We start from the raw sequence: 21,843 nt of genomic DNA on the forward strand, positions 1-21,843 counted from the left end.
GCCGCGCCTTCGGCAGGCGCGGCGCGGCCGCCGCCGCTCACACGGGAGCAGCGCCAGCAGGCGCGCCGCCTGGCCGAGGCCGGGACAGGGGAGGTGGCACGCATCAAGCAGGCGCTGGCACCGCGGCAGCCTGCCAGGCCCTTGGGGCAGTTAACGTGTCAGGCGTGGTCGGTACCCGTCAGGACGCCCACAGCCCTGGCAAGCGCTACGCCGAAAGCTCCTCACGCACGATCCTGGCCCCTTCGCTGAGCGCGCGCAGCTTGCCCCTGGCCACGGTGCGGGCCAGCGGCGCCATGCCGCAGTTGGTGCTGGGGTAAAGCTTGTCGGCATCCACGAACTGCAGCGCCCTGCGCAGGGTGTCGGCCACTTCTTCCGGTGTTTCCACCGCGCTCGAGGCCACGTCGATCGCGCCTACCATCACCTTCTTGCCACGGACCAGCTCGATCAGGTCGATCGGCACGTGCGAGTTATGGCATTCCAGCGAAATGATGTCGAGGCTGGAGGCCTGCAGTTTCGGGAACGATTCCTCGTACTGGCGCCATTCCGATCCCAGCGTCTGCTTCCAGTCGGTGTTGGCCTTGATCCCGTAACCGTAGCAGATGTGCACGGCTGTCTCGCACGTCAGCCCTTCGATCGCGCGCTCCAGGGCGGCCACGCCCCAGTCGTTCACTTCGTCGAAGAACACATTGAAGGCCGGCTCATCGAACTGGATGATGTCCACGCCGACCGCTTCCAGCTCCTTCGCTTCCTCGTTGAGGATCTTCGCGAACTCCCAGGCCAGCTTCTCCCGGCTCCTGTAGTGGGCGTCGTACAGCGTGTCGATCATCGTCATCGGGCCGGGCAGCGCCCACTTGATCGGCTGCGCAGTCTGGCGGCGCAGGAACTTCGCATCCTCCACGAACACCGGCTTCGGACGGCTCACGGCGCCGACCACGGTGGGCACGCTGGCATCGTAGCGGTTACGGATGCGCACGGTTTCGCGCTTTTCGAAGTCAACGCCGCTGAGATGCTCGATGAAGGTAGTGACGAAGTGCTGCCGGGTCTGCTCACCGTCGCTGACGATGTCGATGCCCGCGTGTTGCTGTTCCTGCAGCGACAGGCGCAGCGCATCCTGCTTGCCTTCAGCCAGGCCTTCGTCCTGCAGCTTCCAGGGCGACCAGAGCTTTTCGGGTTCTGCCAGCCAGGACGGCTTGGGCAGGCTGCCGGCGGTGGAGGTGGGGAGCAGTTTCTTCATCGGTGTCGGGTTGTCCTGGTATGCGAAGGGGAAATCGATGGATCAGCGCGCAGCCCACTGCTCAAGCACGGCGCGGTACGGCTTGATGAAGTGTTCTTCGGTGAACCGGCCCTGCTTGACCGCCAGCTGGCTGCGCTCTTCGCGGTCGTAGACGATGCGGGTGGACGAGTAATCCTGGTGCTTCAGGCTGGGCTGGTAGACCTTGCCGGCTACGGAATTGGCGTTGTAGATCTCCGGGCGGTAGATCTTCTGGAACGCTTCCATCGTGCTGATGGTGCCGATCAGCTCCAGGTTCGAGTAGTCGCCCAGCAGGTCGCCCTGGAAGTAGAACGCCAGCGGCGCGACGCTGCCCGGCGGCATGAAGTAACGTACCTGCAGGCCCATCTTGTCGAAGTAGTGGTCGGTGGCGGAGAACTCGCCCTGCCGGTACTCCACGCCCAGGATGGGGTGATGATTCTCGGTGCGGTGGTAGGTCCTGCTGCTGGAGACGCTGATGCAGATCACCGGCCCCTTGCGGAAGCTGGCGCGGTAGGCGTCCGATCCCAGGAAGTGCTTGAACAGCTTGCCGTGCAGGTCGCCAAAGCCCTCCGGAAGACCGAAGGTGGCCTTGCCCTCGTTGCTGGCCGGCAGCACCACGCTGAAATCATAGTCACGCACGTAGGACGAAAAATTGTTGCCGACGATGCCTTCGGTACGCGCGCCGGTCCGCGTGTCGACGATGGTCGGTTGCAGCACCTCGATCAACGGAAACGGATCGTTGCCGTCGGCGCCGTCGATGTGCATCTCCACCGAGATGATGTCCAGCTCGACGGCATAACGATCGGCGCTCGGGTTGTCCCAGTGCGCCAGGTCGTTGAAGCGGTTGTTGATCATGCTGAGGGTGTTGCGCAGGTTTTCCCGCCGGGAAGCGCCGCGCGCCAGATTGGCGAAATTGGTGGTGATGCGCGTGCCCTCGGCGGGCTGGTAGTCCTCGTTGAAGGGGATGCGCGTGATGCTGAAGGTGAAGGTGTCGTTCGTCATGGGCGGCGTTCCGTGATGCGGGGTGACATCCGGATGCGGGGCGAGCGCATCCGGCATTCAGGGTGCTGCGGCAGCCTCGAGGGCGGCGACGGGATGGCGGGCCAGGGCCAGCAGTGGCATGGCTCGGTGGACCGCCAGTCGAGCGCGCTCGATCAGCGGTTCGTTGTGCACGCGGCCGTCGGCGAAATCGCGGTCGGTGGCATAGACGCCCAGCGGCAGGGTGCGGGCCTGGAAGAAGCTGAAGAGCGGCCGCAGCTGGTGATCGATCACCAGCGCATGGCGCTCGCTGCCGCCGGTCGCGGCCAGCAGGATGGGGGTGTCGACCAGCGCATCCTGGTGGATGAAGTCGAAGAAATGCTTGAACAGCCCGGTGTACGAGCCGCGATAGACCGGCGTGCTCACCACGAGGACATCGGCCTGCTCGACGGCAAGCAGCTGGCGCTCGACAGCCTCGGGCAATTGTGAGCGCCACAGGGCGCCGGCCAGCTGTGGAGCGAGCTCGCCGAGCTCGATCAGATGGTGTTCGCAATGGACGTCGTTGCCGATCACGCCCAGCAGATGCTCGGCCAGGAGGGTGGCCCGCGAGGGGCGCTGCAGTCCGCCGGACACGGCGACGATACGGAGAGGGCGGTGGGATGATGGCATGACCCGATCCTAGTCATGCCTTTCCATGACGTAAAATGGTATTACTTCACCTATCCATGAGTGAGATTCATCGTCATGCTGGAGCGCATCCACCTCAGCATCGTGCAGCAGGTCGAGCAGCAGGGCTCGCTCACCGCCGCCGCCGGCGTGCTCAACCTGACCCAGTCGGCGCTCAGCCACAGCATGAAGAAGCTGGAGCAGCAGCTGGGTACCGAGGTCTGGCTGCGTGAGGGTCGCAGCCTGCGGCTGACCCAGGCCGGACAGTACCTGCTGGCAGTGGCCAACCGGGTGCTTCCGCAGCTGGACCTGGCCGAGGAGCGCCTGCGCCAGTTCGCGCAGGGCGAGCGTGGCGCGCTGCGCATCGGCATGGAGTGCCATCCCTGCTACCAGTGGCTGCTGAAGATTGTCTCGCCCTACCTGGCGGCATGGCCGGACGTGGATGTGGACGTCAAGCAGAAGTTCCAGTTCGGCGGTATCGGCGCATTGTTCGGCTACGAGATCGACCTGCTGGTTACCCCCGACCCGCTGCTGAAGCCGGGCCTGAAGTTCATTCCCGTGTTCGACTACGAACAGGTGCTGGTGGTGGCCGGGAACCATGCCCTCGCCAAGGTGGACTACGTAAAACCGCGCCAGCTCGGCCAGGAAGTGCTGATCAGTTATCCGGTGCCGTTCGAGCGCCTGGACATCTACAACCAGTTCCTGCTGCCGGCCGGCATCACGCCGCGGCGCCACAAGGCCATCGAAACCACCGACATCATGATGCAGATGGTGGCCAGCGGCCGCGGCGTGGCTGCCATGCCGCGCTGGCTGGTGGAGGAGTACGCCACGCGCATGGACGTGGTGCCCGTGCGCCTGGGCGCCAAGGGCATCCCCAAGCAGATCTACCTGGGCGCGCGCGAGGCCGATACTGGCATCGACTACCTGCAGGCCTTCATCGAACTGGCCCGCAACAGCTCGCCGCTTGCCGGCAACGCACGCGAGGCGCGCTGATGCCGGCCGGTACCTCAGCGCACGCGGAAGCCTTCATCAACGCCTTTTCACTGGAAGTCAGCGCGAAGGCCATGCCCGCGCTGCGCGCCGAGGCGGATCGGATCCCGCGCGGTACGGTCATCTCCATTCCCTGGCTGGCCAGCGAGGATGACGACGCCCGCCTGGCCGCCGTGCGCACCGTGCGCGCGCTCGGATTCGAGCCGATGCCGCATCTCTCCGCGCGGCGCATCGGGTCACGCACAGCGCTTGAACGCTTCCTGGAGCGCGCCACCAGCGAAGCCGGGGTGGAGCGCTGCCTGCTGATCGCCGGTGACCTCGCGACGCCTGCCGGGCCGTTTGCCGACAGTGCTTCGATCATTGAGACCGGGCGTCTTGAGCGTTTCGGCATGAAGGTCGTAGGTATCGGCGGGCATCCAGAAGGCCATCCGGCGATGAGCGGCGACGCTCGCTGGCAGGTACTCGAACGCAAGTGCCAGGCCATCGAAGCGCGCCGCATGGCGCCTGTGATCGTCACCCAGTTCGCCTTCGATGCCGATGCCGTGCTGGCCTGGCTGGATGCACTGCGCGCGCGCGGCATCAGCGTTCCGGTGCTGGTCGGCGTGCCGGGCCCGGCCAGCGTCTCTCGCCTGCTGCGCTACGCCGCGATGTGCGGCGTGGGCGCCAGTGCATCGATGCTGGCCCGGTATGGCATCTCGATCGGCCGGCTGCTCGGAACGGCGGGGCCGGAGGTGTTCGTCGATCGCCTGGTGAAGGGGCTGACCAGCGCGCATGGCCAGGTCAGTCCGCATTTCTTCCCGTTCGGCGGTGTTGCGCCGTCGCTGGAGTGGGTGGCGCAGTACCGGCGGCGCATTTCCATCAGCCAGCGCCGATGATCTGCGTCATGGCATGGATCGCGTTGTCCGGGTGCCGGGTTGATCCAGCGAAGGCGCCGGCCTGGAAAGCCTCCCATTGCAGCGACGCATGCCCAGGTCGAGGCGCTCTGCAATGCCCTGCGGGTTGATGTCTCCGGCGCGATTGATCAGTACGACGAGCGTTCTTCGATCGGTGGGACGGTGCCGGAGATACCCGGTAAAGCCTGCGGTCCCGCCGCCATGGCCGACTACCTTTCCGCCATCGGAAACTTCCCAGCCGGCCCCCCAGCCCGCCTTGCTGCCATTGGCGAGGAGTGTGTCGCACCACATCCGCTTCTGGGCCGCCTCGGGCAACAGTCGATGCTGGTCCAGCGCCACAGCAAAGCGCGCCATGTCGTCGATGCTGGCGAGCAGGCCGCCGGCGGCCCATGCCGAGCCCGGAGCAGTGGGCGGTGGTGCGCGCCAGTGGCCATCCTGGAACAGATGCCCCTGGGCAATCTGGCGCCGATCTTCTGCACGACGCGGTCCCGCATCGCGCATGCCCAGCGGCGACAGTATCTCCTCCTGCAGAACCCGCCAGTAGTCCATGCCGGTTGCATGCTCTATGGCCAGGCCGAGCAGGATGTAGTTCGTATTGGAATAGGCGTGCCGCGCACCGGGCGCAAACGCTAGCGGCCGCTCGGCCACCTCTGCGAGCAATTCACGGGGGGCTGGATTCGTCGGCATCAACCGCAGGAAATTTTCTTCATTCAGATAGTTGGGAATGCCTGAGGTATGGCTCAGCAGCTGCAGCAGCGAAGTGAATGCCCATGCGGAAGGCAACCCTTCCACGTACTGGCCGATGGGCGCGGTGACGTCGAGCAGATGCCGCTGCTGGAGCCGGAAAATCAGCAGGGCCGTGAACAGCTTGGTGATCGACCCCAGTTCGAACACGGTATGGCGATCAATCGGTGCAGGCCGGGTGTCATTGAGCCGCCCGGTCGTGCACAGCGCGGCAATGCGCCCGTGATCGACCAGAACGGCCGCCATGCCAGGCTGCCGTTCGGCCTGCAGCAATGCGGTCAGCGAACCGCATCCCGCCAACGTCGCCCGGCTCGCCAGCGCCGACGGTGCTGACAGGCCGAAGCCAGTGGCCAGCAGCGCCGCACACAGGCGACGTCGAACAGGGTCGTGGTACATGCACGTGGCTCGCAGCGGCGTCGTGGTGATGGTAGCGCGGACTGAGGGCCGGCCCGCGCAGGGTGCACCGGGTGAATCCACCCCGACAGCTGCCGGGGACGCGCAGCATGCCGGCGGGTCATCCGCGATGGCTGACAGCTGTCACTGGCTGCAGCCCGGGCGGAAGCGAATAGTGAGCGCCAATGCGAGGGCACCTCGCCACCCTTCAGCCACCACTCATCAAGGGGACCGCTCATGAACATGCTCCAGCAACTCGCCTCGCAGACGCCGATCTGGGTCTGGCTGCTCCTGGCCTTCCTGGTCACCCGTGGCATCGCCGCCATGAAGCCTGCAGAAACCTCGCTGCACAAACTGGCGATCGTGCCCGCGCTGTTCGCCGTCTGGGGCGCGTGGTCGATCAGTCATCGCTTCGGCGCGTCGCTGGCCGCCTGGAGCGAGTGGCTTGCCGGCATAGCCACGGGCGCGGCACTTGCCTGGCTGCTGCTGAATCGATTGAAGCTGACGCTGGACCGCAGCACCGGCAAGCTCTGGCGCAGCGCGGACTTCAGCCTGCTGCCGCTGCTGCTGGTCACCTTCCTGGTGAAGTACGGCTTCGAAGTCGCGTTTGCGGTGTCGCCGTCGCTGTCCGCCAGTGCCGGCTTCAGTGCCGCCTACCTGCTGCTGACGGGCGGGTTCACTGGCATCTTCGTCGGCAAGTACGGCCGGTACCTGGCCTCGCTGCGGATGGATGCGGCAGGCAAGGGGCTGGAAACCGCAGGCTGATTGACCTGGTAGTGCCGGCCGCTGGCCGGCTTCCCCATGCAGCGTTGCGCGGGGCTGGCGCAGGCGTCACGATGCCCGCCACTGGCCAACACCGGAAACGCTGACGTCATGAAGACCACATCCTGATTCTGGATCAACGTGGCCAGTCACTTCGGCATTGTCGCAGCCCTGGCTTGGCTGCCCGCACGGTGGACGGGGCAACTTGTGGAAGCCCTGGCCGGGACTCAGCCGGCTATCGGCGACACCCGCCATTTGGCCTTCATAGGCTCCATGTTCGGCTTCTGCGTGACCGCACTGATCCTGATGGGGGTGTTGACTGTCACCGGCGAACTGCTGGGCTTCTCCAGGCCCTATGCGCGACGGTCGGAGGCCCAGAACGAAGCGCAGGCCGTCCATCGGAAGGTACTGCTGACTGCATTCGCCACGCTCTCATGGGTGGCCGTGGGATCGCTTGCAGGTATTGCGTCGATCTTCGCGGCCTCGTCATGAAGGGCGGCCCCGTCAGCGCCCCGTGTGCCGGAACGGATGGGTGCGTGAACTGCGGGGCTGCTCACGCCTCCCCACGCCACTGGCTCATCAGCATCTGCAGGAATCGCTCCGCCGTGGGCGAGAGCAGGGCGCCGCGGCGGCGGACGATGCCGATCGTGCGTGACACCACAGGGTTGCCGATCGCGCGCGTCACCAGGGTGGGGTGATCCCCATCTGGCGTAGCCATCTTCGGCAGCACCGACACCCCGATGCCCGCCTCGACCATACCCAGTGACGTCGACAGGTGGGTCACTTCGTAGTGCCAGCTCAACTTGAGGTTCTCGCGCGCCAGCGCACCATCCAGCAGCGTGCGGTTGCCGCTGGTGCGATGCACGGTGATCAACTGGTGCTCGGCCAAGTCGGCCCATTCCACTTTGCGCTTGCGCGCCAGCGGATGATCGCGACGGCACGCCAGCACGAACGGGTCCTCAGCCAGCACGTCGAAGTCGAGATTCGGATCGTTGGCGCCCATGAAGTTGATGCCGAACTCGACTTCGCCACGTTCCACTGCCTGCAGACCCTCCGTCGCCGGGATATCCAGGATGCGGAAGCGAACGTTCGGGTGCGCTTCGTGGAAACGCGCCATCACGCTGGGCAGGAAGTAGAACGCCGCCGTCGGCAGGCAGGCGATGGTCACTGTCGCGCCGCGGGTGTCTTCGCGGCCGCGCAGCGAGAACAGTGATCCATCGAATTCCTCCAGCATGCGGCGCACCAGTGGCAGCAGGTTCTCGCCGACAGCGGTGGTACTGACGCTGCGCGTGGTGCGCTCCAGCAGCGGCGAACCCACCGCCTGCTCCAGTTTCTGGATCCGGCGGCTGAGTGCGGGCTGGGAGACGTGAAGGATTTCCGCGGCCCGATGAAAGCTGCGTGTCTCCGACACCAGCAGGAACGCACGCAGATCGAGGATTTCGCAATTGATGCTCATCAGGTATCAATCATCCAAAAATCAGCAATTCACAGATCAATTGGGGTCATGCCAGTATCGAATCACAGAGGGGTCATTCATCCCCTATACGCATCAATCTAGCACACGTATGTCCAACGATCTGCTCAGCATTCCCTGCGTGCTCATGCGCGGCGGCACCTCCAAGGGCCCGTTCTTCCTGGCCAGCGACCTGCCGGCGGACATCGCCGAACGCGATCGCCTGCTGCTGGAAGTGATGGGCTCGGGACATCCGCTGCAGATCGACGGCATCGGCGGTGGCAACGCGCTGACCAGCAAGGTGGCGATCATCGACCGCTCCAGCCGCCCGGACGCCGATGTCGACTACCTGTTCGCCCAGGTACGGGTCGAGCAGCAAGTGGTGGATACCTCGCCCAACTGCGGCAACATGCTGGCGGCCGTAGGCCCGTATGCCATCGAGCGTGGGCTGGTGCAGGCGCAGGATCCGCAGACCGAAGTGCGCATCCACAACGTCAACACCGGCAAGTTGATCATCGCCACGGTGGAAACGCCGGGCGGCAATGTGGCCTACCGCGGTGATACGCGCATTGCCGGCGCGCCGGGCTCAGCCGCGCCGGTCAGGCTGTCCTTCCTTGACGCGGCAGGCGCCCGCACCGGCAAGCTGCTGCCCAGCGGGCATGCGCAGGAAACCATCAATGGCGTGCCGGTCAGCCTGGTGGACTGCGCCATGCCGATGATGCTGGTGCGTGCCGAAGACCTGGGCGTGCGCGGTGATGCCTCGCCCGCCGAACTAAACGCGGACGCGGCGTTCATGCGCCGGCTGGAAGCGCTGCGCATCGAGGCGGGCGCCCGCATGGGCATCGCCGACGCCGGCAACAAGGTCATTCCCAAGCCGGTGCTGCTGTCGGCGCCGCAACAGGGCGGCGATCTGCAGGTGCGCTATTTCATGCCGCACCAATGCCACACCGCACTGGCCATTACCGGCGCGGTCGGCCTGGCCACCGCCGCCGTCACGCCGGGCACGCTGGCCCACACTTTGGTCGGATGCCGGTCCGTTCCCGGCAGCATTACCCTCGAACATCCGAGCGGGGCCCTGGAGGTGGGCCTCAGTCGCAGCTCGGGCGATTCGCCGGTGATTGCCAGTGTGGTCCGCACCGCACGCCGCTTGTTCGAGGGGCGCGTGTACGCGACTTCGCCCGCGCCCGCCACGGCCAGTGCCACCCAAGCCCGCCAATGGACGTCAGCGGCATGATCTGAACCCGGACGGGCCTGCGTAGACGCGCATGCCCGCCATTACAACGTAGATGCTTCACTCCTGGGAGGGATGATGTACAAGCAGTTCTTGATGGCCGCGCTGTGCGTGGCCGGGCTGGCCGCGGCCGGATGCAGCAACAGCGGGCGCGTGGAAGGCGCGGCCGCCGGCAGCAGCGACAACGCACCGGTGCGCATCAGCGTCGGCTCCTACAACCTCAACAACCTGCCGTTCTTCATTGCCGACGCCAAGGGCTACTTCAAGGACGTCGGCCTGCAGGTGAAGACCGAGAACTTCGCCCAGGGCGGCTCCAAGGTGCTGCAGGCGCTGGTGGCCAATTCCACCGACGTAGCCGTCGGCTTCTACGACCACACCATCCAGATGCAGGCCAAGGGCAAGGACGTGGTGGCCTTCGTACTGCTCTCGCGCAACTCCGGCCTGGTGATGGCCGGCCGCGAGGATGCCACCTTCGATCCGGCGCGCCCGGAGACCATCAAGGGCCAGAAGGTCGGGATCACCGCACCGGGCTCCTCGTCCGACTTCTTCGTCCGTCACTTCCTCGCCCAGCACGATATTCCGGCCGACAGCATCTCATTGATCGGGGTCGGCTCGGGCGCCGCAGCAGTGGCCGCGCTGGAGCAGGGCAAGATCGACCTGCTGGTCAACTATGATCCCGCCGCCACCCTGATCACCGAGCGCAAGGTCGGCAGGATCCTCCTCGACGCGCGCAGCGACGACGGCGCCCGCCAGGTCTATGGCGGCCTGTACCCGACCTCGGTGATGTACGCCAACCAGAGCTTCCTGGACAAGCGCCCCGAAGCGGCCGAGAAGATCGCCCGCGCCGAGCAGATGGCCTTGAAGTTCATCGCCGACAACAGTGCTGAAGACATCGTCGCTGCGCTTCCGGACAGCTACGTCTCCGGTGACCGCGCCACCTATGCCCGCGCGGTGGAGAACGCGCGCGCGATCTTCACCCGGGACGGTCACTTCACGCCTGCCGATCTGGAAACACCGCTGAAGGTGCTGCGTGAGTTCAACACGGATGTCGCCAAGGCCGATATCGATCTGTCCCGGACCTACACCAATGCCTTCGTCGAGCGTGCCAACGCTGCGGCGCCGGCTGCCCAACCGTAAGCGGAGGTAACCCATGGCCCTCAATGCCACCGTGCGCCAGTTCAATGGCGCGCCGCAGCTGGAGCCTGCACAGACCATGGTCGCTATCAACAAGGTGACCATGTCCTTCGGCGAATTCACCGCCGTACGCGATGTCGACATCCAGGTGGGTGACGGCGAGTTCCTTGCCATCGTCGGGCCGACCGGCTGCGGCAAGAGCACCATCCTCAATTCCGTGGCGGGCCTGCTGAAGCCGTCGTCGGGCCAGGTCAGCATCGATGGCCGTGCCGTCAGCGGCGTGCAGGAGTCGGTCGGCTACCTGTTCCAGCAGGACGCGCTGCTGCCGTGGAAGACCGCGTACCAGAATGTTGAACTCGGCCTGCGCTTCCGTGGTGTGCCCGAGGCCGAACGCAAGGCCAAGGCCAACGCGTGGCTGGCCAAGGTCGGCCTGGCCGGCTTCGAGCATCGCTACCCGCACCAGCTGTCCGGTGGCCAGCGCAAGCGCGTGCAGATGGCCCAGGCGTTGATCGTCGAGCCGAAGGTGATCCTGATGGATGAGCCGTTCTCGGCGCTGGACATCCATACCCGCCACCTCATGCAGAACGAGCTGCTGCGGTTGTGGCAGGAAGACCGGCGCTCGGTGATCCTGATCACCCACGACCTGGAAGAAGCGATCGCCCTGGGCGACCGCGTGGTGGTGCTGTCCTCCGGCCCGGCCAGCCGCGTGGTGCGCAGTTTCGATGTGGATCTGGAACGGCCGAGGAACGTGGCCGAAATCAAGCTGGATGACCGTTTCACCGACCTGTACCGCGATATCTGGGCCTGCCTGCGCGGCGAAGTGGAGAAGAGCTATGCACGCCAAGACTGACAAGTTCATCCAGCTCGCGCTGGTGGTCGCCGTGTTCGGTGGCTGGGAAGGCGGCATCGCGCTGGGCGTGATCGATCCGTTCTTCTTCCCATCGCCAACCGCCATCGTGCAGCAGGCCTGGACCTGGCTGTCCGATACCTCGTTCTACCAGCACGTCTACATCACCCTGACCGAAACCGCGCTGGGCTACATCATTGGCACCGGCCTGGGTGTGGCCGGCGGCGTCTGGCTCGGCCTGAGCCGCCGCTCGGCACGCATCCTCGATCCCTTCATCAAGGGCTTCAACGCAATCCCGCGCGTAGTGCTGGCGCCGATTTTCGTGTTGTGGCTGGGGCTGGGCCTGTGGTCGAAGGTGGCGCTGGCGGTCACGCTGGTGTTCTTCACCACGTTCTTCAATGCCATGCAGGGCGTGCGCGAGGTGAATCCGGTGGTGCTGGCCAATGCCCGCATCCTCGGGGCGAGCCGCAGCGACCTGCTGCGCCATGTCTACTTCCCCGCAGCGGCGAGCTGGATCCTGTCTTCGCTGCGCACCTCGGTGGGCTTCGCGGTGGTCGGCGCGATCATCGGTGAGTACCTCGGGGCCTCGGCGGGCCTGGGTTACCTGATCGCGCAGGCCGAGGGCAACTTCAATGCCGTGGGTGTGTTCGCCGGCATCATCATCCTGGCCGCCTTCGTGCTGGTCATCGACGCGCTGCTGGACGTGGTCGAGAACAAGCTGATCACCTGGCGTCCCAACGCGCAGGCACAGGCCACCAGCTGACCGGGCCGGGCTGAGCCCGCCTGCCGCGCCGCCGGGCCGATCCGGCGGCGCGCGCTTCCTCCCCCGATCTTCCCCCGCACCACCGCAACAGGCCAGCGCCGGGCCAGGCGGCCGGCTGGCCGGAGAGAGAGCCCATGAACCATTCCACCGTGCTGCCGCTGGCAGCGCTGTCGGTCGCGCTCGGCCTGCTGTTGGCCAGTGGCCATGCCGACGCACAGTCCACGTCCTCGCTGCCCGCGCCGCTGAGCCAGGCTGAGCTGTCACGCTTGGTGCAGCAGCAGGCACTGCAGATCCAGCAATTGGAGGCGCGCCTGCGTGCCGTGGAGGGCGGGCAGGGCAGTGCGGGCGCACCGTCAACGCCGCCCCCGCCTGCGCTGGAAACGCGGGTGGCCGCACTGGAAACCAGCCAGTCCAGACTGCCGAAGGTCTCCTGGGCCAAGGGTGCGCCGGAGTTCAGCAGTGCCGATGGCAGCGTGGCGTTCCGTCCGCGCGGACGCCTGTTCGTCGACGCGTCCAGCACAGACGGATCGTCAGTGAGTGACCGCAACATCTCCGGTACCGAGATCCGCTCGGTGCGGCTGGGCGCCGAAGGCCGCTACGGCATCCTCGGCTGGGCGGTGGAAGGTGACTTCGCCGACAACGCGGTGGCGTGGAAGTCGGTCTACGCCACCCTGGACCACCGCCTGTTCGGGCTGCCGGCCGACCTGACCGTGGGCAACCGCCTCAACGACCGGGGTATCGACGGCTCCAGCAGCACGTCCAACACGCCTTTCCAGGACCGCAACGTGGTCGGCACGCTGATGCTGCCGCAGCGCGGCCTGTTCGGTGTCGGGCTCACCGAGCGGGTGTATGGAAAGGGCTGGCATGCCAGCCTGTCGGTAGCCGGCAACGACCTCAACAACGCCGGCACCGACAACGACAGCCAGACCTGGGCCACCCGCGTCCACTGGAATCCGCTGGACACTGCCGACGCCACGGTGCATCTGGGCGCATGGGCCTTCCACGAGAAGATTCCCGCCGGGGCCACCGGCGTGGTGCGCAGTTCGGCCATCGCGGGGCATTTCAACGATCTGGTCAGGATCACACCGGGCACGCTGGTGGGCGCCGAGCGCAGCACCGCCTACGGTGCGGAACTGGCCGGCTTCTTCGGCCCGGCGTGGGCAACCGGCGAGTGGGGTACGCGAAGCCTGCGCGGGGCCGATGCCGGCGGGCGCTATGATCGCGACCACGAGGCGTGGGCGATCTCCGCTGGTTGGTTCCTGGTGGGCGCGCTGCCGTCCTACTCGGGCAAGGCCGGCACGTGGGGCAAGGTAAAGGTGGCCGATCCGGTGACGCGCGGCGGCAGTGGCGCGTGGGAGCTGAAGGGCCGCTATGAGGACGTGGACTATGCCGAACTGCCCAGTGGTGGTACCGGCCACGCGTGGACGCTGGGCGCGAACTGGTACCTCAACGATTTCAGCCGGGTGATGTTCGAAGCCGTGCGCTGGCAGACCCGCCACCGCAGCGGCAGTGCTGCGGGCAGGGATGAAGGCACCACCTTCAATACCCGTCTGCAGTTGGCCTTCTAGGGCCGGGCCGCCGGCTGCATTCTGGTCACAGCAGCAACAATGCAGCGATGAGTGCAGGCGGCATCACCAGCGCGCCGACGCGCAGGAAGTCGAGCGCGCTGACATGCTCGCCTTCGCGACGCAGCGCCACCAGCCACAGCATCGTGGCCAGCGAGCCGGTGACCGACAGGTTCGGGCCCAGGTCCACGCCGATCAGCAGTGCGGCACGGGTCTGTGCGGGCAGTTCAGCCATCTGGCCCAGCGAACCGGCGGCCAGGCCGATCGGCAGATTGTTGGCCACGTTGCTCAGCAGCGCGGCCGCGCCACCGGCCAGCCAGCTGGCCTGGCGGGGAGATGCCTGCGCCACGGCCTGCAGTGCGCTGGCCGCGCTCTGGATGATACCGGTCTGCGCCACCGCTTCCACCAGCACGAACAGTCCCGCCACCAGCGGCAGCACGCCCCAGGACACGTGGCGCAGCAGTGGCAGCGGGCTGCGCCGCTGGCGGATCGCCACCACCGCCACACTCAGCGTGCCCGCGCAGAACGTGGTCAGGCCCAATGGCCCGTTCAAGGCGGACGTGACCAGCAACACGGTGCCGGTGAACAGCACGCCCAGTGCGCTCAGCCGGCCGCCGTCGGTCAACGGGCGATGCGCCGGCGCGGCCACCAGCGGCTGGGCGATCTCGCGCCGGTGCACCCAGCGCAGGACCAGATAGGTGGCACCGATCGCCGCCGCCGACGGCAGCGCGAACTGCGCCAGCCACTGCAGCAGCGGCGGCATGTGCTGGCCGTACACCACCAGGTTGGCCGGATTGGAAATGGGCAGCACGAAGCTGGCCGCATTGGCGATGAAGGCACAGACGAACAGGTAGGGCAGGGGATTGGCGCGCGCCGCCTTGCAGGCGGCGTAGACCGCCGGCGTCAACACCACGGCTGTCGCATCATTGGAAAGAAAGACTGTCACCAGCGTGCCGACCAGGAACACCAGGTCGAACAGGCGTCGCCCCGATCCACCCGCATGCCGGACCGCGTACAACGCCACCCAATCGAACAGGCCTTCGCGCCGCGCCAGTTCGGCCAGCATCATCATGCCGATCAGGAAGAGGTAGACGTCGCGGCCTTCGGCCACTGCGCTCCATGCGGTGTGCAGCGACACTGCGCCCAGCAACGGCAACACGGCGGCAGCGCCCAGCGCCCACACATATTCGGGGATGCGGAAAGGACGGAACAGCAGACCGAGGGTGGCAACGGCGACCGCTGCCCAGATCACGAGGGGGGCTTGGGGGGCGAGCATGGAGTGGGGCTTCAGCGGCACCTGCAGCGACCCCGGCGCAGGGGGGGCCTGGCGCGCGCGATCAGCGGATGGGCGGCCGCTGCAAATCATCGCAGGTTCCGGGTCGCCGCATCATACCGTGCGGCGCGGCATGGCGACCGCTGCCGTCGACCGCGTTGCAGGTGGGCCGGGGGGCGGCGCCCAGCCCACGTTCAGCACTCAAGCACGGCATGACTTCAGGCACTGCAGTGTGACTACACATGTAGTCAAGCTGCACACACACACTCATTGGACGAGATTGCGATGCCAAGATCCTGCTGGTTGTCCTGCGCCCTGGCCCTGGTGTTCGGCATCGCCGGGCCAACCCAAGCGGCGATGCGTGCCGAAGCCCTTGCCGCGATCGAGCGCAACGCGCGCGCCGCGCATTCCGATGCGGTCCTGGTGATGCACGACCGGGAGACGCTGCTTGAGCTGAAGCCCGCCGCGGGGCAGGAATCGGTTCACCTCATGTCGGCCACCAAGTCGGTCGTCGCGCTGGCCATTGCGTTGCTGCTGGACGAAGGAAAGCTGGCTTCGATCGATACGCCGGTCAGCCAGATCTATCCCGAATGGAAGCAGGGCAGGAAGAGCGCCATTACCGTGCGCATGCTGCTGGACCATACCTCGGGCCTGCAGAACGTGGCGAACGCGGGCGAAGAGCTGGAAGGGGCCCCGGACCTGGTCAGGCTGGCACTGGCCGCCGAGCTGAGCGATGCCCCGGGTGCCGTGTTCTCCTACAACAACAAGGCCACCAACCTGCTGCCCGGTATTGTCGAGCGCCTGGCAGGCGAGCCGCTGGATGCCTATCTGGACGCGCGCCTGTTCAAGCCCCTGGGCATTGCCCACTACACATGGATGAAGGATGAGGCAGGCACCCCGCTGGGCATGGCCGGGCTGTCCCTGCGCGCGGCCGATCTTGCCGCCATCGGGCAACTGTTGCTGGACGGAGGCGTGGCGCCGGATGGCAAACGTCTCCTGAGTGAGCAGTCGGTCGCGTTGATGACGACCGAAAGCGCCCGTGCGCCAGATGTTGGGCTGCTGTGGTGGCGGGTACCGGCCTGGGAACGCTACCAGCTCAAGCCCCGGCTACGGGATCTGCTGGTGAAAAGGGGCGTGGACGACGACGTACAGCGCGCACTGCAGGCCAGCGCAGGGCGAGTATTCGAAAGCCGCAGCACGCTGGTCGCCTTCCTCGCCGATCAACTGGGCGCGGACTGGTCCCAGCGCTACGGCAGCCAGATCTCCGCGCGCGGCCTGAAGCTCGCCGATCTCTACGACATCTCACGGGGGCCGGTCGTCGGCTTTGCCGCCAACGGCTACCTGGGCCAATACCTGATGATCGTTCCGGAACAGCGTGTCGTCGCAGTGCGCCTGATCCACCGGCGCGAGAGCCACAACGCTCCACAGGACGACTATCCCTCCTTCTTCGCCGATGTCCTGCAGTTGGCGCGGACACTGCAATAGGCCCTGTCGCCATCATGTCCACACGCGCTGAACATCTTCCTGGAGCGTTCTTCACTGTCGTGCCGCCTAAAGTGGGATGACATCTTGGCCGCACACCTACTGAAGCATGTTTGATTATCAGGACTGGACCTTCCACGCCAATGGCCGAACGGTAGTGGCGCGGGTAGCGCTGGACGGTGAAGGTGGCGGCACCATCAACCGCTACCAGCTGGTGCCGGGACCGGCACAGTCGGGGTTGTGCATCAAGGTCGCCTCCCAGGACGAGGCCGCGCAGAAACTGGAGGCCGAAGTGACGAAGCTGCTGGGACCGGTGTGGTAGCCACTACGCCATGCCGGCCGCGCATCCGCATGTTGACGGCGGCATGACCGGCCCGGGCAACGGGCATCGCGCCGGATGCCCGTTGCATGAGGACGCCTACTTGGGCATCAGCACGGTGTCGACCACGTGGATGACGCCGTTGGACTGGCTGACATCTGCAGTGCTGATGCCTGCCTTGCCACCCTTTGCGTCGATGATCCAGAGCTTGCCATCGTGGAGCGCCACGGTGAGAGGCTCACCCTGCACGGTCTTGAGGGTGGCCTTGCCGCCGTGCTTGCGGGCATCGGCCAGAAGCTGCGCCGAACTGTAGCTGCCCGGGACGACGTGGTAGGTCAGGATCCGGGTCAGCTGTGCCTTGTTTTCCGGCTTCACCAGCGTATCGACAGTGCCTGCAGGCAATTTTTCGAAGGCCGCATTGGTGGGCGCGAAAACAGTGAAGGGCCCGGCGCCGTTGAGGGTGTCGACCAGGCCGGCTGCTTTGACCGCTGCAACGAGGGTGGTGTGATCCTTGGAATTGACGGCGTTCTCGACGATGGTCCTGGTGGGGTACATCTCTGCCCCGCCCACGATGACGGCGTTGGCGGCGAAAACTGAGGAGCCGGACGAAACGAGTAGGGCGAAGCCGACTGCGGCGGCGATGCGCTGAAGAGCGTTCACGGTGCGTTCCTTTCTGGATGACCCGCAAGTGCGGGCATCCTTCCTACGTCGGGTGCGCCTGACCGGATGCAGCAGCAGCCGGGTCATGAGCTGTGCCGCGCGCTGCTGGTTTGCTGCGCTGCATGGTGACAAGCGCGAACCGGGGTGATTACTCTCCGCTGCAACGCGATGGTAGCGCTACCAGTCGGACGGGGATCCAAGGTCCAGGGGCTGCCTTCTTTGCCGCGTGTTTGTCCTGGCAGGCTTGAAAAGCAAGTGTAAGTCGCGGCGTGCCCGAGCACCCGTGCTGTTCGGTTTGGAATGCGGGCCACGCCCGTGCGTGCCCCTGGGAGGGGGCGGTACATCCATTCGATCGTATGTCAGAGGGGACTTTCATGAGCACTTGCAGTTTCCGCGGCACCCTGGCCCCGAGGTCCGGTTCATGAGCCGCGCATTGGCGAAGTTCCGGTCCCGGGCCATGTTCACCTTCGTGGGTGGCGCCCTGGTCATCAATCCTGCCTTTGCGCAGGACGCAGCACCGGCGACCGGGCAGCAGCCGCAGAGCCAGTCGCAGCCCACCCAGCTCGATGCAGTGCAGGTCACGGGCATACGCAACAGCCTGAGCCAGGCCATGGACATCAAGCGCGACTCGGCGGGCGTGGTCGACGCGATCAGCGCCGAGGACATCGGCAAGTTCCCCGATACCAATCTTGCCGAATCGTTGCAGCGCATCACCGGCATCTCCATCGAGCGCCGTGACGGCGAGGGTGCGCAGGTGACCGCGCGTGGCTTCGGCCCCCAGTTCAACATGGTCACGCTCAACGGTCGGCAGATGCCGGGTGCCGATGCATTCGGTGCCTCTGGACAGGTCGCCATCGGCGGTGTCGACGGCGGCACCCGCGCCTTCAATTTCGCGCAGCTGGCCGCCGAGGCCATCAATGGCATCGAGGTCTACAAGACCAGCCAGGCACAGGTGCCCAGCGGTGGCATCGGTGCGACGATCAACATCCTGACCTCGCGCCCGCTTGATCACGCCGGCATCGTGGCCAACGCCGGGGCGAAGCTGGTCTCCGACCAGAGTCAGCCGTTCAACAATGACCTGACACCGGAGCTGTCGGGCATCTTCAGCTACAGCAATCCGGAAAAGACCTTTGGCGTCAGCCTCAGCGCGAGCCAGCAGAAGCGCAAGGGTGGCTCGGTGCAGGCCACGGAGAACTACTGGAACGTGCAGCCGTGGACAGGGTCGATGCCGGGCAACCCGACCGTGGTCAATGCCCCGGCCGTCGGCCAGCTTTACGCGCGGCCCAACGACCTGCGCTACGCGTTCTCCGAATTCGAACGCGAACGCGTCAACGGCCAGGCCGTGCTGCAGTTCGCACCGACGGACAGCCTGACCCTGACCGTGGATTACACCTACTCGACCAACGAAATCACCGAGAATCGCGGCGAGCAGGGCATGTGGCTGCAGAACAGCAACTACACCAACGTCGAGTTCGACACCAGTGGCGCCGTCGCGACGCCGGTATACATCCGTGAAATCGCCGGCACCAAGGATTTCGGCCTGGAACAGCAGCGCAGCATGCAGGAGTACAAGCTGGGCTCGCTGGGCTTCAACGCCGTCTGGAATGTCAGCGACCGCTTCAAGCTCAGCTTCGATGCGCACAACTCGAAGAACGAGAGCCGCCCGAATGATCCGCTGACCGGCGGTGGTTCGATCTTCATGAGCATCGCCGGCACCAACAACTGCACCCGTGGCCCGCATTGTGGCGGCTCCTGGGTGCAGGAATTGAACTTCAACAATGGCCTGCCGGTTGGCACCCAGGTCTGGTATCCCAGCACCGCCGATGCGGTCGCCGGGACCAATGGCGTGGTCAATCCGGGCTTCCAGGAAGGCGAGGTTGGCACGCAGGTGCTGCGCGTCAACGCGCAGACCCAGATCAGCGAGATCAAGCAGGCGCGCGTCGATGGCGAATGGAACTTCGACCACGGCCGCTTCCAGTTCGGCGTGGACACCAACAAGTCCACCACCCACCGCATCCAGGCCGCCGAGGCCTACTCCACCCTGGGTGACTGGGGCGTGGCCAACGTGGACCGGGATACCGCCGCGGGCCTGATGGACCTGCTGCAGCCGGTCAGCATCGTCGGCCTGTTCGACGACTACAGTGCCAACAGCTGGCCCGCCTGGCGCGGCAATGCCGGACAGCTCGCGCAATGGGCATCGGGCGAGTACGGCGTCGGCCTGGGTGTGAACCCGCAACGCGCGGCCGACAACTTCGTGGAAGAGAAGACCAAGGCGGCGTACTTCCAGGTGGAACTGGACGGGGAGCTGGGCGGCATGCGCACCAACACCCGCCTGGGCGTGCGCTATGAAACCACCGACGTGGTGTCGACCTCGGTCATTGCCGTTCCCGAATCCATCGAGTGGCAGGCCAACAACGATTTCCGCATCGTGCTGTCCGATGAGCAGCAGCCCTTCACGGAGAAGGCGCGGTACAGCTACATCCTGCCCAACCTTGATTTCAGCATCGACCTCACCGAGGAGCTGAAGGGACGCGTTTCGTTCGGCAAGAGCATCGCCCGCGCGCCTTACGGCAATCTCTATGCGGGACCCGGGGCCCAGCAGCCGTTCGGCTCGGTGCTGATCGATCCCTCCTCGCGCGCCAGCGGCAATTCCCAGAACCCGAGCCTGAAGCCGCTGGAATCGGACAACCTCGACCTGGGGCTGGAGTGGTACTTCGCCGATGCCAGCTATGTGTCATTGACCTACTGGAACAAGTCGGTCAGCAACTTCATCGGCAACACCGTCGTCCAGGAAAGCCTGTACGGCCTCACCGACCCCACCTCCGGGCCGGATGCACGGGCGGCGTTGGACTTCCTGACCAGCGGCGCCTGCGTCGCCCAGGTCGGGCCGGCCAACGCGGCCGCCTGCTCGGCCAACGACACCTCGCTGTTCACCGCACTGGCGTTGCTGCGCAACAATCCTGCTGGCCTGGGCGCCTACAACGGAACCGATGCGCAGGTTCTGGCTACCGAAGCGGCCTACGATCTGTATGGGCAGGCCAACGATCCGCTGTACCAGTTCAACGTCAATCGCCCGATCAACCAGAACAAGTCCAAGCTGCACGGCTGGGAGCTGGGCGGGCAGTACTTCTTCGGTGACACCGGGTTCGGCGTACTGGCCAACTACACGGTGGTGAAAGGTGACGTCGGCTACAACAACGGCGGCGATCCGGGTATCGACCAGTTCTCGCTCACCGGCCTGAGCGACACCGCCAACGCCATGCTGATGTACGAGAAGTACGGGTGGTCGGTGCGACTGGCATGGAACTGGCGCGATCAGTACCTGATCCTGGCCAACCAGGGCTCCAGCCGCAATCCGTACTATGTGGAGCCGTACGAGCAGTGGGATCTCAGCGTCAACTACGCGCTCGATGACCACTGGTCCTTCAGCCTGGAGGCGATCAACCTGACCGGTGAGGATGTGCGGTGGCGCTCGCGCACGTCGCAGATGATCGTCAAGCTGGCAGACCAGAGCCCGCGCTACATGCTGGGCGTCCGCTACAAGTTCTGAACCTGGTTGCCGATGCGTCCGGCACGGCACCGCTGCCCGCCAGCGGTGCCGTGCCGGGACGGTGTCGCCGCACCTGTCGCGCCTGCGCTACCCTGCCGGCCAGCAACCCGCATTGGACTGGATACCCTGATGGCCCGCTACGAAATGCTCAACAACATCGCGCATCGGGACCTGAAGGTCGCCACCGGATTCGGGCCGCAGTTCGGCGATGCGGTGGGCATGGTGCCGGCCTATCCCAGCGAGTTCGCTGAACTGCAGCGTGAGTATCCGATCTTCCTGCGCAGGGAAACCGGGTCAGAAGCGTGGCAGTCCGTGGCTCTGCTGGGTTTCGAACAACACGAGAACCTGTTCCTGCAGGACGGGCGCTGGAATGCCTCCTACCTGCCTGGTGCGGCCGCCAAAGGGCCGTTCCTGATCGGGTTCCAGGAGCACTACGTCGATGGCCTGCTCACCCAGGATGCGGTGATGCACGTGGACCTGGACCATCCGCGCGTCACCGTCGGCGCCGGTGAGCCGGTGTTCCTGCCGCAGGGCGGCAACACGCCCTACCTGGACCACATCGCCGGCGTGCTGCGCGGCATCCACGAGGGAAGTGCCTTCGCGGCCGGTATGTTCACGATGCTCGACGACTGCGGGCTCATCCAGCCGGTCACGCTTGATGTGCAGATCGCGCCGCACCACCGGGTGGGCGTGAGCGGATTGCACGGCATTGACCGCGAGCGCCTGGCGGCGCTGGACAGTTCGCGCCTGGCTGCGTTGAACCGCGCCGGTTACCTGGAAGGTGCGTACCTGATGCTTGCCTCGCTGCATAACATGCGCCGCCTGATCGCCGAGAAGCAGCGCCGCCTCCGCGTCCAGGACGGCACCGCGCAGGCGGTCAGGAACTGA

Annotated in this window: 20 protein-coding genes; 13 read left to right on the top strand and 7 right to left on the bottom strand. The window is 66.0% G+C overall.

Annotated elements, in window-relative coordinates; translation table 11 throughout:
- Positions 1–205 precede the first annotated feature (205 nt).
- The 3 genes from R5H29_RS19835 to msuE are packed head-to-tail and all read right to left on the bottom strand — an operon-like array spanning position 206 to position 2,899.
- Positions 206–1,234 carry a methionine synthase gene (locus R5H29_RS19835; RefSeq protein WP_227844321.1) on the bottom strand — a complete coding sequence of 343 codons (1,029 nt, stop codon included), beginning with the start codon at positions 1,232–1,234 and terminating at the stop codon, positions 206–208.
- Positions 1,235–1,276: 42 nt separating this feature from the next.
- Positions 1,277–2,254 carry a DUF1852 domain-containing protein gene (locus tag R5H29_RS19840; protein ID WP_111098471.1) on the bottom strand — a complete coding sequence of 326 codons (978 nt, stop codon included), beginning with the start codon at positions 2,252–2,254 and terminating at the stop codon, positions 1,277–1,279.
- Positions 2,255–2,311: 57 nt separating this feature from the next.
- The gene (gene msuE / locus R5H29_RS19845; protein WP_155029573.1) at positions 2,312–2,899 is read right to left on the bottom strand and encodes an FMN reductase; all 588 of its coding nucleotides are present in this window, start codon (positions 2,897–2,899) and stop codon (positions 2,312–2,314) included.
- Between the two features lie 75 nt (positions 2,900–2,974).
- Here msuE and R5H29_RS19850 point away from each other — a divergent pair, with 75 nt between their 5' ends.
- Positions 2,975–3,889 carry a LysR family transcriptional regulator gene (locus R5H29_RS19850; RefSeq protein ID WP_053443057.1) on the top strand — a complete coding sequence of 305 codons (915 nt, stop codon included), beginning with the start codon at positions 2,975–2,977 and terminating at the stop codon, positions 3,887–3,889.
- Complete coding sequence (locus R5H29_RS19855) at positions 3,889–4,761, top strand: methylenetetrahydrofolate reductase (protein ID WP_227844322.1); 873 nt, start codon at positions 3,889–3,891, stop codon at positions 4,759–4,761. Before R5H29_RS19850 ends, R5H29_RS19855 begins: the two co-directional genes overlap by 1 nt.
- A 6-nt stretch (positions 4,762–4,767) precedes the next feature.
- On the opposite strand, the gene R5H29_RS19860 is transcribed toward R5H29_RS19855, so the two are convergent.
- Positions 4,768–5,919, bottom strand: a complete 1,152-nt coding sequence (locus R5H29_RS19860; protein WP_332329703.1) for a serine hydrolase domain-containing protein — start codon at positions 5,917–5,919, stop codon at positions 4,768–4,770.
- Positions 5,920–6,153: 234 nt separating this feature from the next.
- Here R5H29_RS19860 and R5H29_RS19865 point away from each other — a divergent pair, with 234 nt between their 5' ends.
- Together R5H29_RS19865 and R5H29_RS19870 are read left to right on the top strand one after the other, a co-directional pair.
- Positions 6,154–6,681 (top strand): DUF6622 family protein, encoded by a 528-nt coding sequence (locus R5H29_RS19865; protein ID WP_155029570.1) that lies wholly within the window; start codon positions 6,154–6,156, stop codon positions 6,679–6,681.
- Positions 6,682–6,819: 138 nt separating this feature from the next.
- Positions 6,820–7,170, top strand: a complete 351-nt coding sequence (locus R5H29_RS19870) for a hypothetical protein (RefSeq protein WP_332329704.1) — start codon at positions 6,820–6,822, stop codon at positions 7,168–7,170.
- Positions 7,171–7,231: 61 nt separating this feature from the next.
- On the opposite strand, the gene R5H29_RS19875 is transcribed toward R5H29_RS19870, so the two are convergent.
- Positions 7,232–8,134, bottom strand: coding sequence for a LysR family transcriptional regulator (locus R5H29_RS19875; protein ID WP_010485668.1), 903 nt, complete (start codon positions 8,132–8,134; stop codon positions 7,232–7,234).
- 109 nt (positions 8,135–8,243) lie between these two features.
- Here R5H29_RS19875 and R5H29_RS19880 point away from each other — a divergent pair, with 109 nt between their 5' ends.
- The 5 genes from R5H29_RS19880 (at position 8,244) to R5H29_RS19900 (ending at position 13,674) form a co-directional block, all read left to right on the top strand.
- Entirely contained in the window at positions 8,244–9,365 is a 1,122-nt protein-coding gene (locus R5H29_RS19880; protein ID WP_164143771.1) for a 4-oxalomesaconate tautomerase, read from the top strand.
- 75 nt (positions 9,366–9,440) lie between these two features.
- Positions 9,441–10,499 (top strand): ABC transporter substrate-binding protein, encoded by a 1,059-nt coding sequence (locus R5H29_RS19885; protein WP_111098466.1) that lies wholly within the window; start codon positions 9,441–9,443, stop codon positions 10,497–10,499.
- 13 nt (positions 10,500–10,512) lie between these two features.
- Complete coding sequence (locus R5H29_RS19890) at positions 10,513–11,346, top strand: ABC transporter ATP-binding protein (protein WP_014647218.1); 834 nt, start codon at positions 10,513–10,515, stop codon at positions 11,344–11,346.
- Positions 11,330–12,106 (top strand): ABC transporter permease, encoded by a 777-nt coding sequence (locus R5H29_RS19895; protein ID WP_005409726.1) that lies wholly within the window; start codon positions 11,330–11,332, stop codon positions 12,104–12,106. The genes R5H29_RS19890 and R5H29_RS19895 overlap by 17 nt, the downstream gene beginning before the upstream one ends.
- Positions 12,107–12,240: 134 nt before the next feature.
- Complete coding sequence (locus R5H29_RS19900; RefSeq protein ID WP_332329705.1) at positions 12,241–13,674, top strand: porin; 1,434 nt, start codon at positions 12,241–12,243, stop codon at positions 13,672–13,674.
- 25 nt (positions 13,675–13,699) lie between these two features.
- Here R5H29_RS19900 and R5H29_RS19905 read toward each other — a convergent pair whose 3' ends face one another.
- Complete coding sequence (locus R5H29_RS19905; RefSeq protein WP_332329706.1) at positions 13,700–14,947, bottom strand: arsenic transporter; 1,248 nt, start codon at positions 14,945–14,947, stop codon at positions 13,700–13,702.
- A 300-nt stretch (positions 14,948–15,247) separates the two neighbouring features.
- Between R5H29_RS19905 and R5H29_RS19910 the strand changes: the two genes are divergently transcribed.
- Both R5H29_RS19910 and R5H29_RS19915 read left to right on the top strand, forming a co-directional pair.
- Entirely contained in the window at positions 15,248–16,429 is a 1,182-nt protein-coding gene (locus R5H29_RS19910; protein WP_332329707.1) for a serine hydrolase domain-containing protein, read from the top strand.
- Positions 16,430–16,535: 106 nt separating this feature from the next.
- Positions 16,536–16,748 carry a hypothetical protein gene (locus R5H29_RS19915; RefSeq protein WP_010485683.1) on the top strand — a complete coding sequence of 71 codons (213 nt, stop codon included), beginning with the start codon at positions 16,536–16,538 and terminating at the stop codon, positions 16,746–16,748.
- Positions 16,749–16,844: 96 nt separating this feature from the next.
- Here R5H29_RS19915 and R5H29_RS19920 read toward each other — a convergent pair whose 3' ends face one another.
- Positions 16,845–17,405 (bottom strand): fasciclin domain-containing protein, encoded by a 561-nt coding sequence (locus R5H29_RS19920; protein WP_134734826.1) that lies wholly within the window; start codon positions 17,403–17,405, stop codon positions 16,845–16,847.
- 421 nt (positions 17,406–17,826) lie between these two features.
- Here R5H29_RS19920 and R5H29_RS19925 point away from each other — a divergent pair, with 421 nt between their 5' ends.
- A complete protein-coding gene (locus tag R5H29_RS19925; RefSeq protein ID WP_332329708.1) occupies positions 17,827–20,955 on the top strand; it encodes a TonB-dependent receptor in 3,129 nt (1,042 codons plus the stop codon).
- A 129-nt stretch (positions 20,956–21,084) separates the two neighbouring features.
- A complete protein-coding gene (locus R5H29_RS19930; RefSeq protein WP_164143765.1) occupies positions 21,085–21,843 on the top strand; it encodes a SapC family protein in 759 nt (252 codons plus the stop codon).

It is taken from the genome of Stenotrophomonas sp. A3_2 (genome assembly GCF_036624925.1).
GTDB classification, from domain to species: Bacteria; Pseudomonadota; Gammaproteobacteria; order Xanthomonadales; family Xanthomonadaceae; genus Stenotrophomonas; species Stenotrophomonas hibiscicola.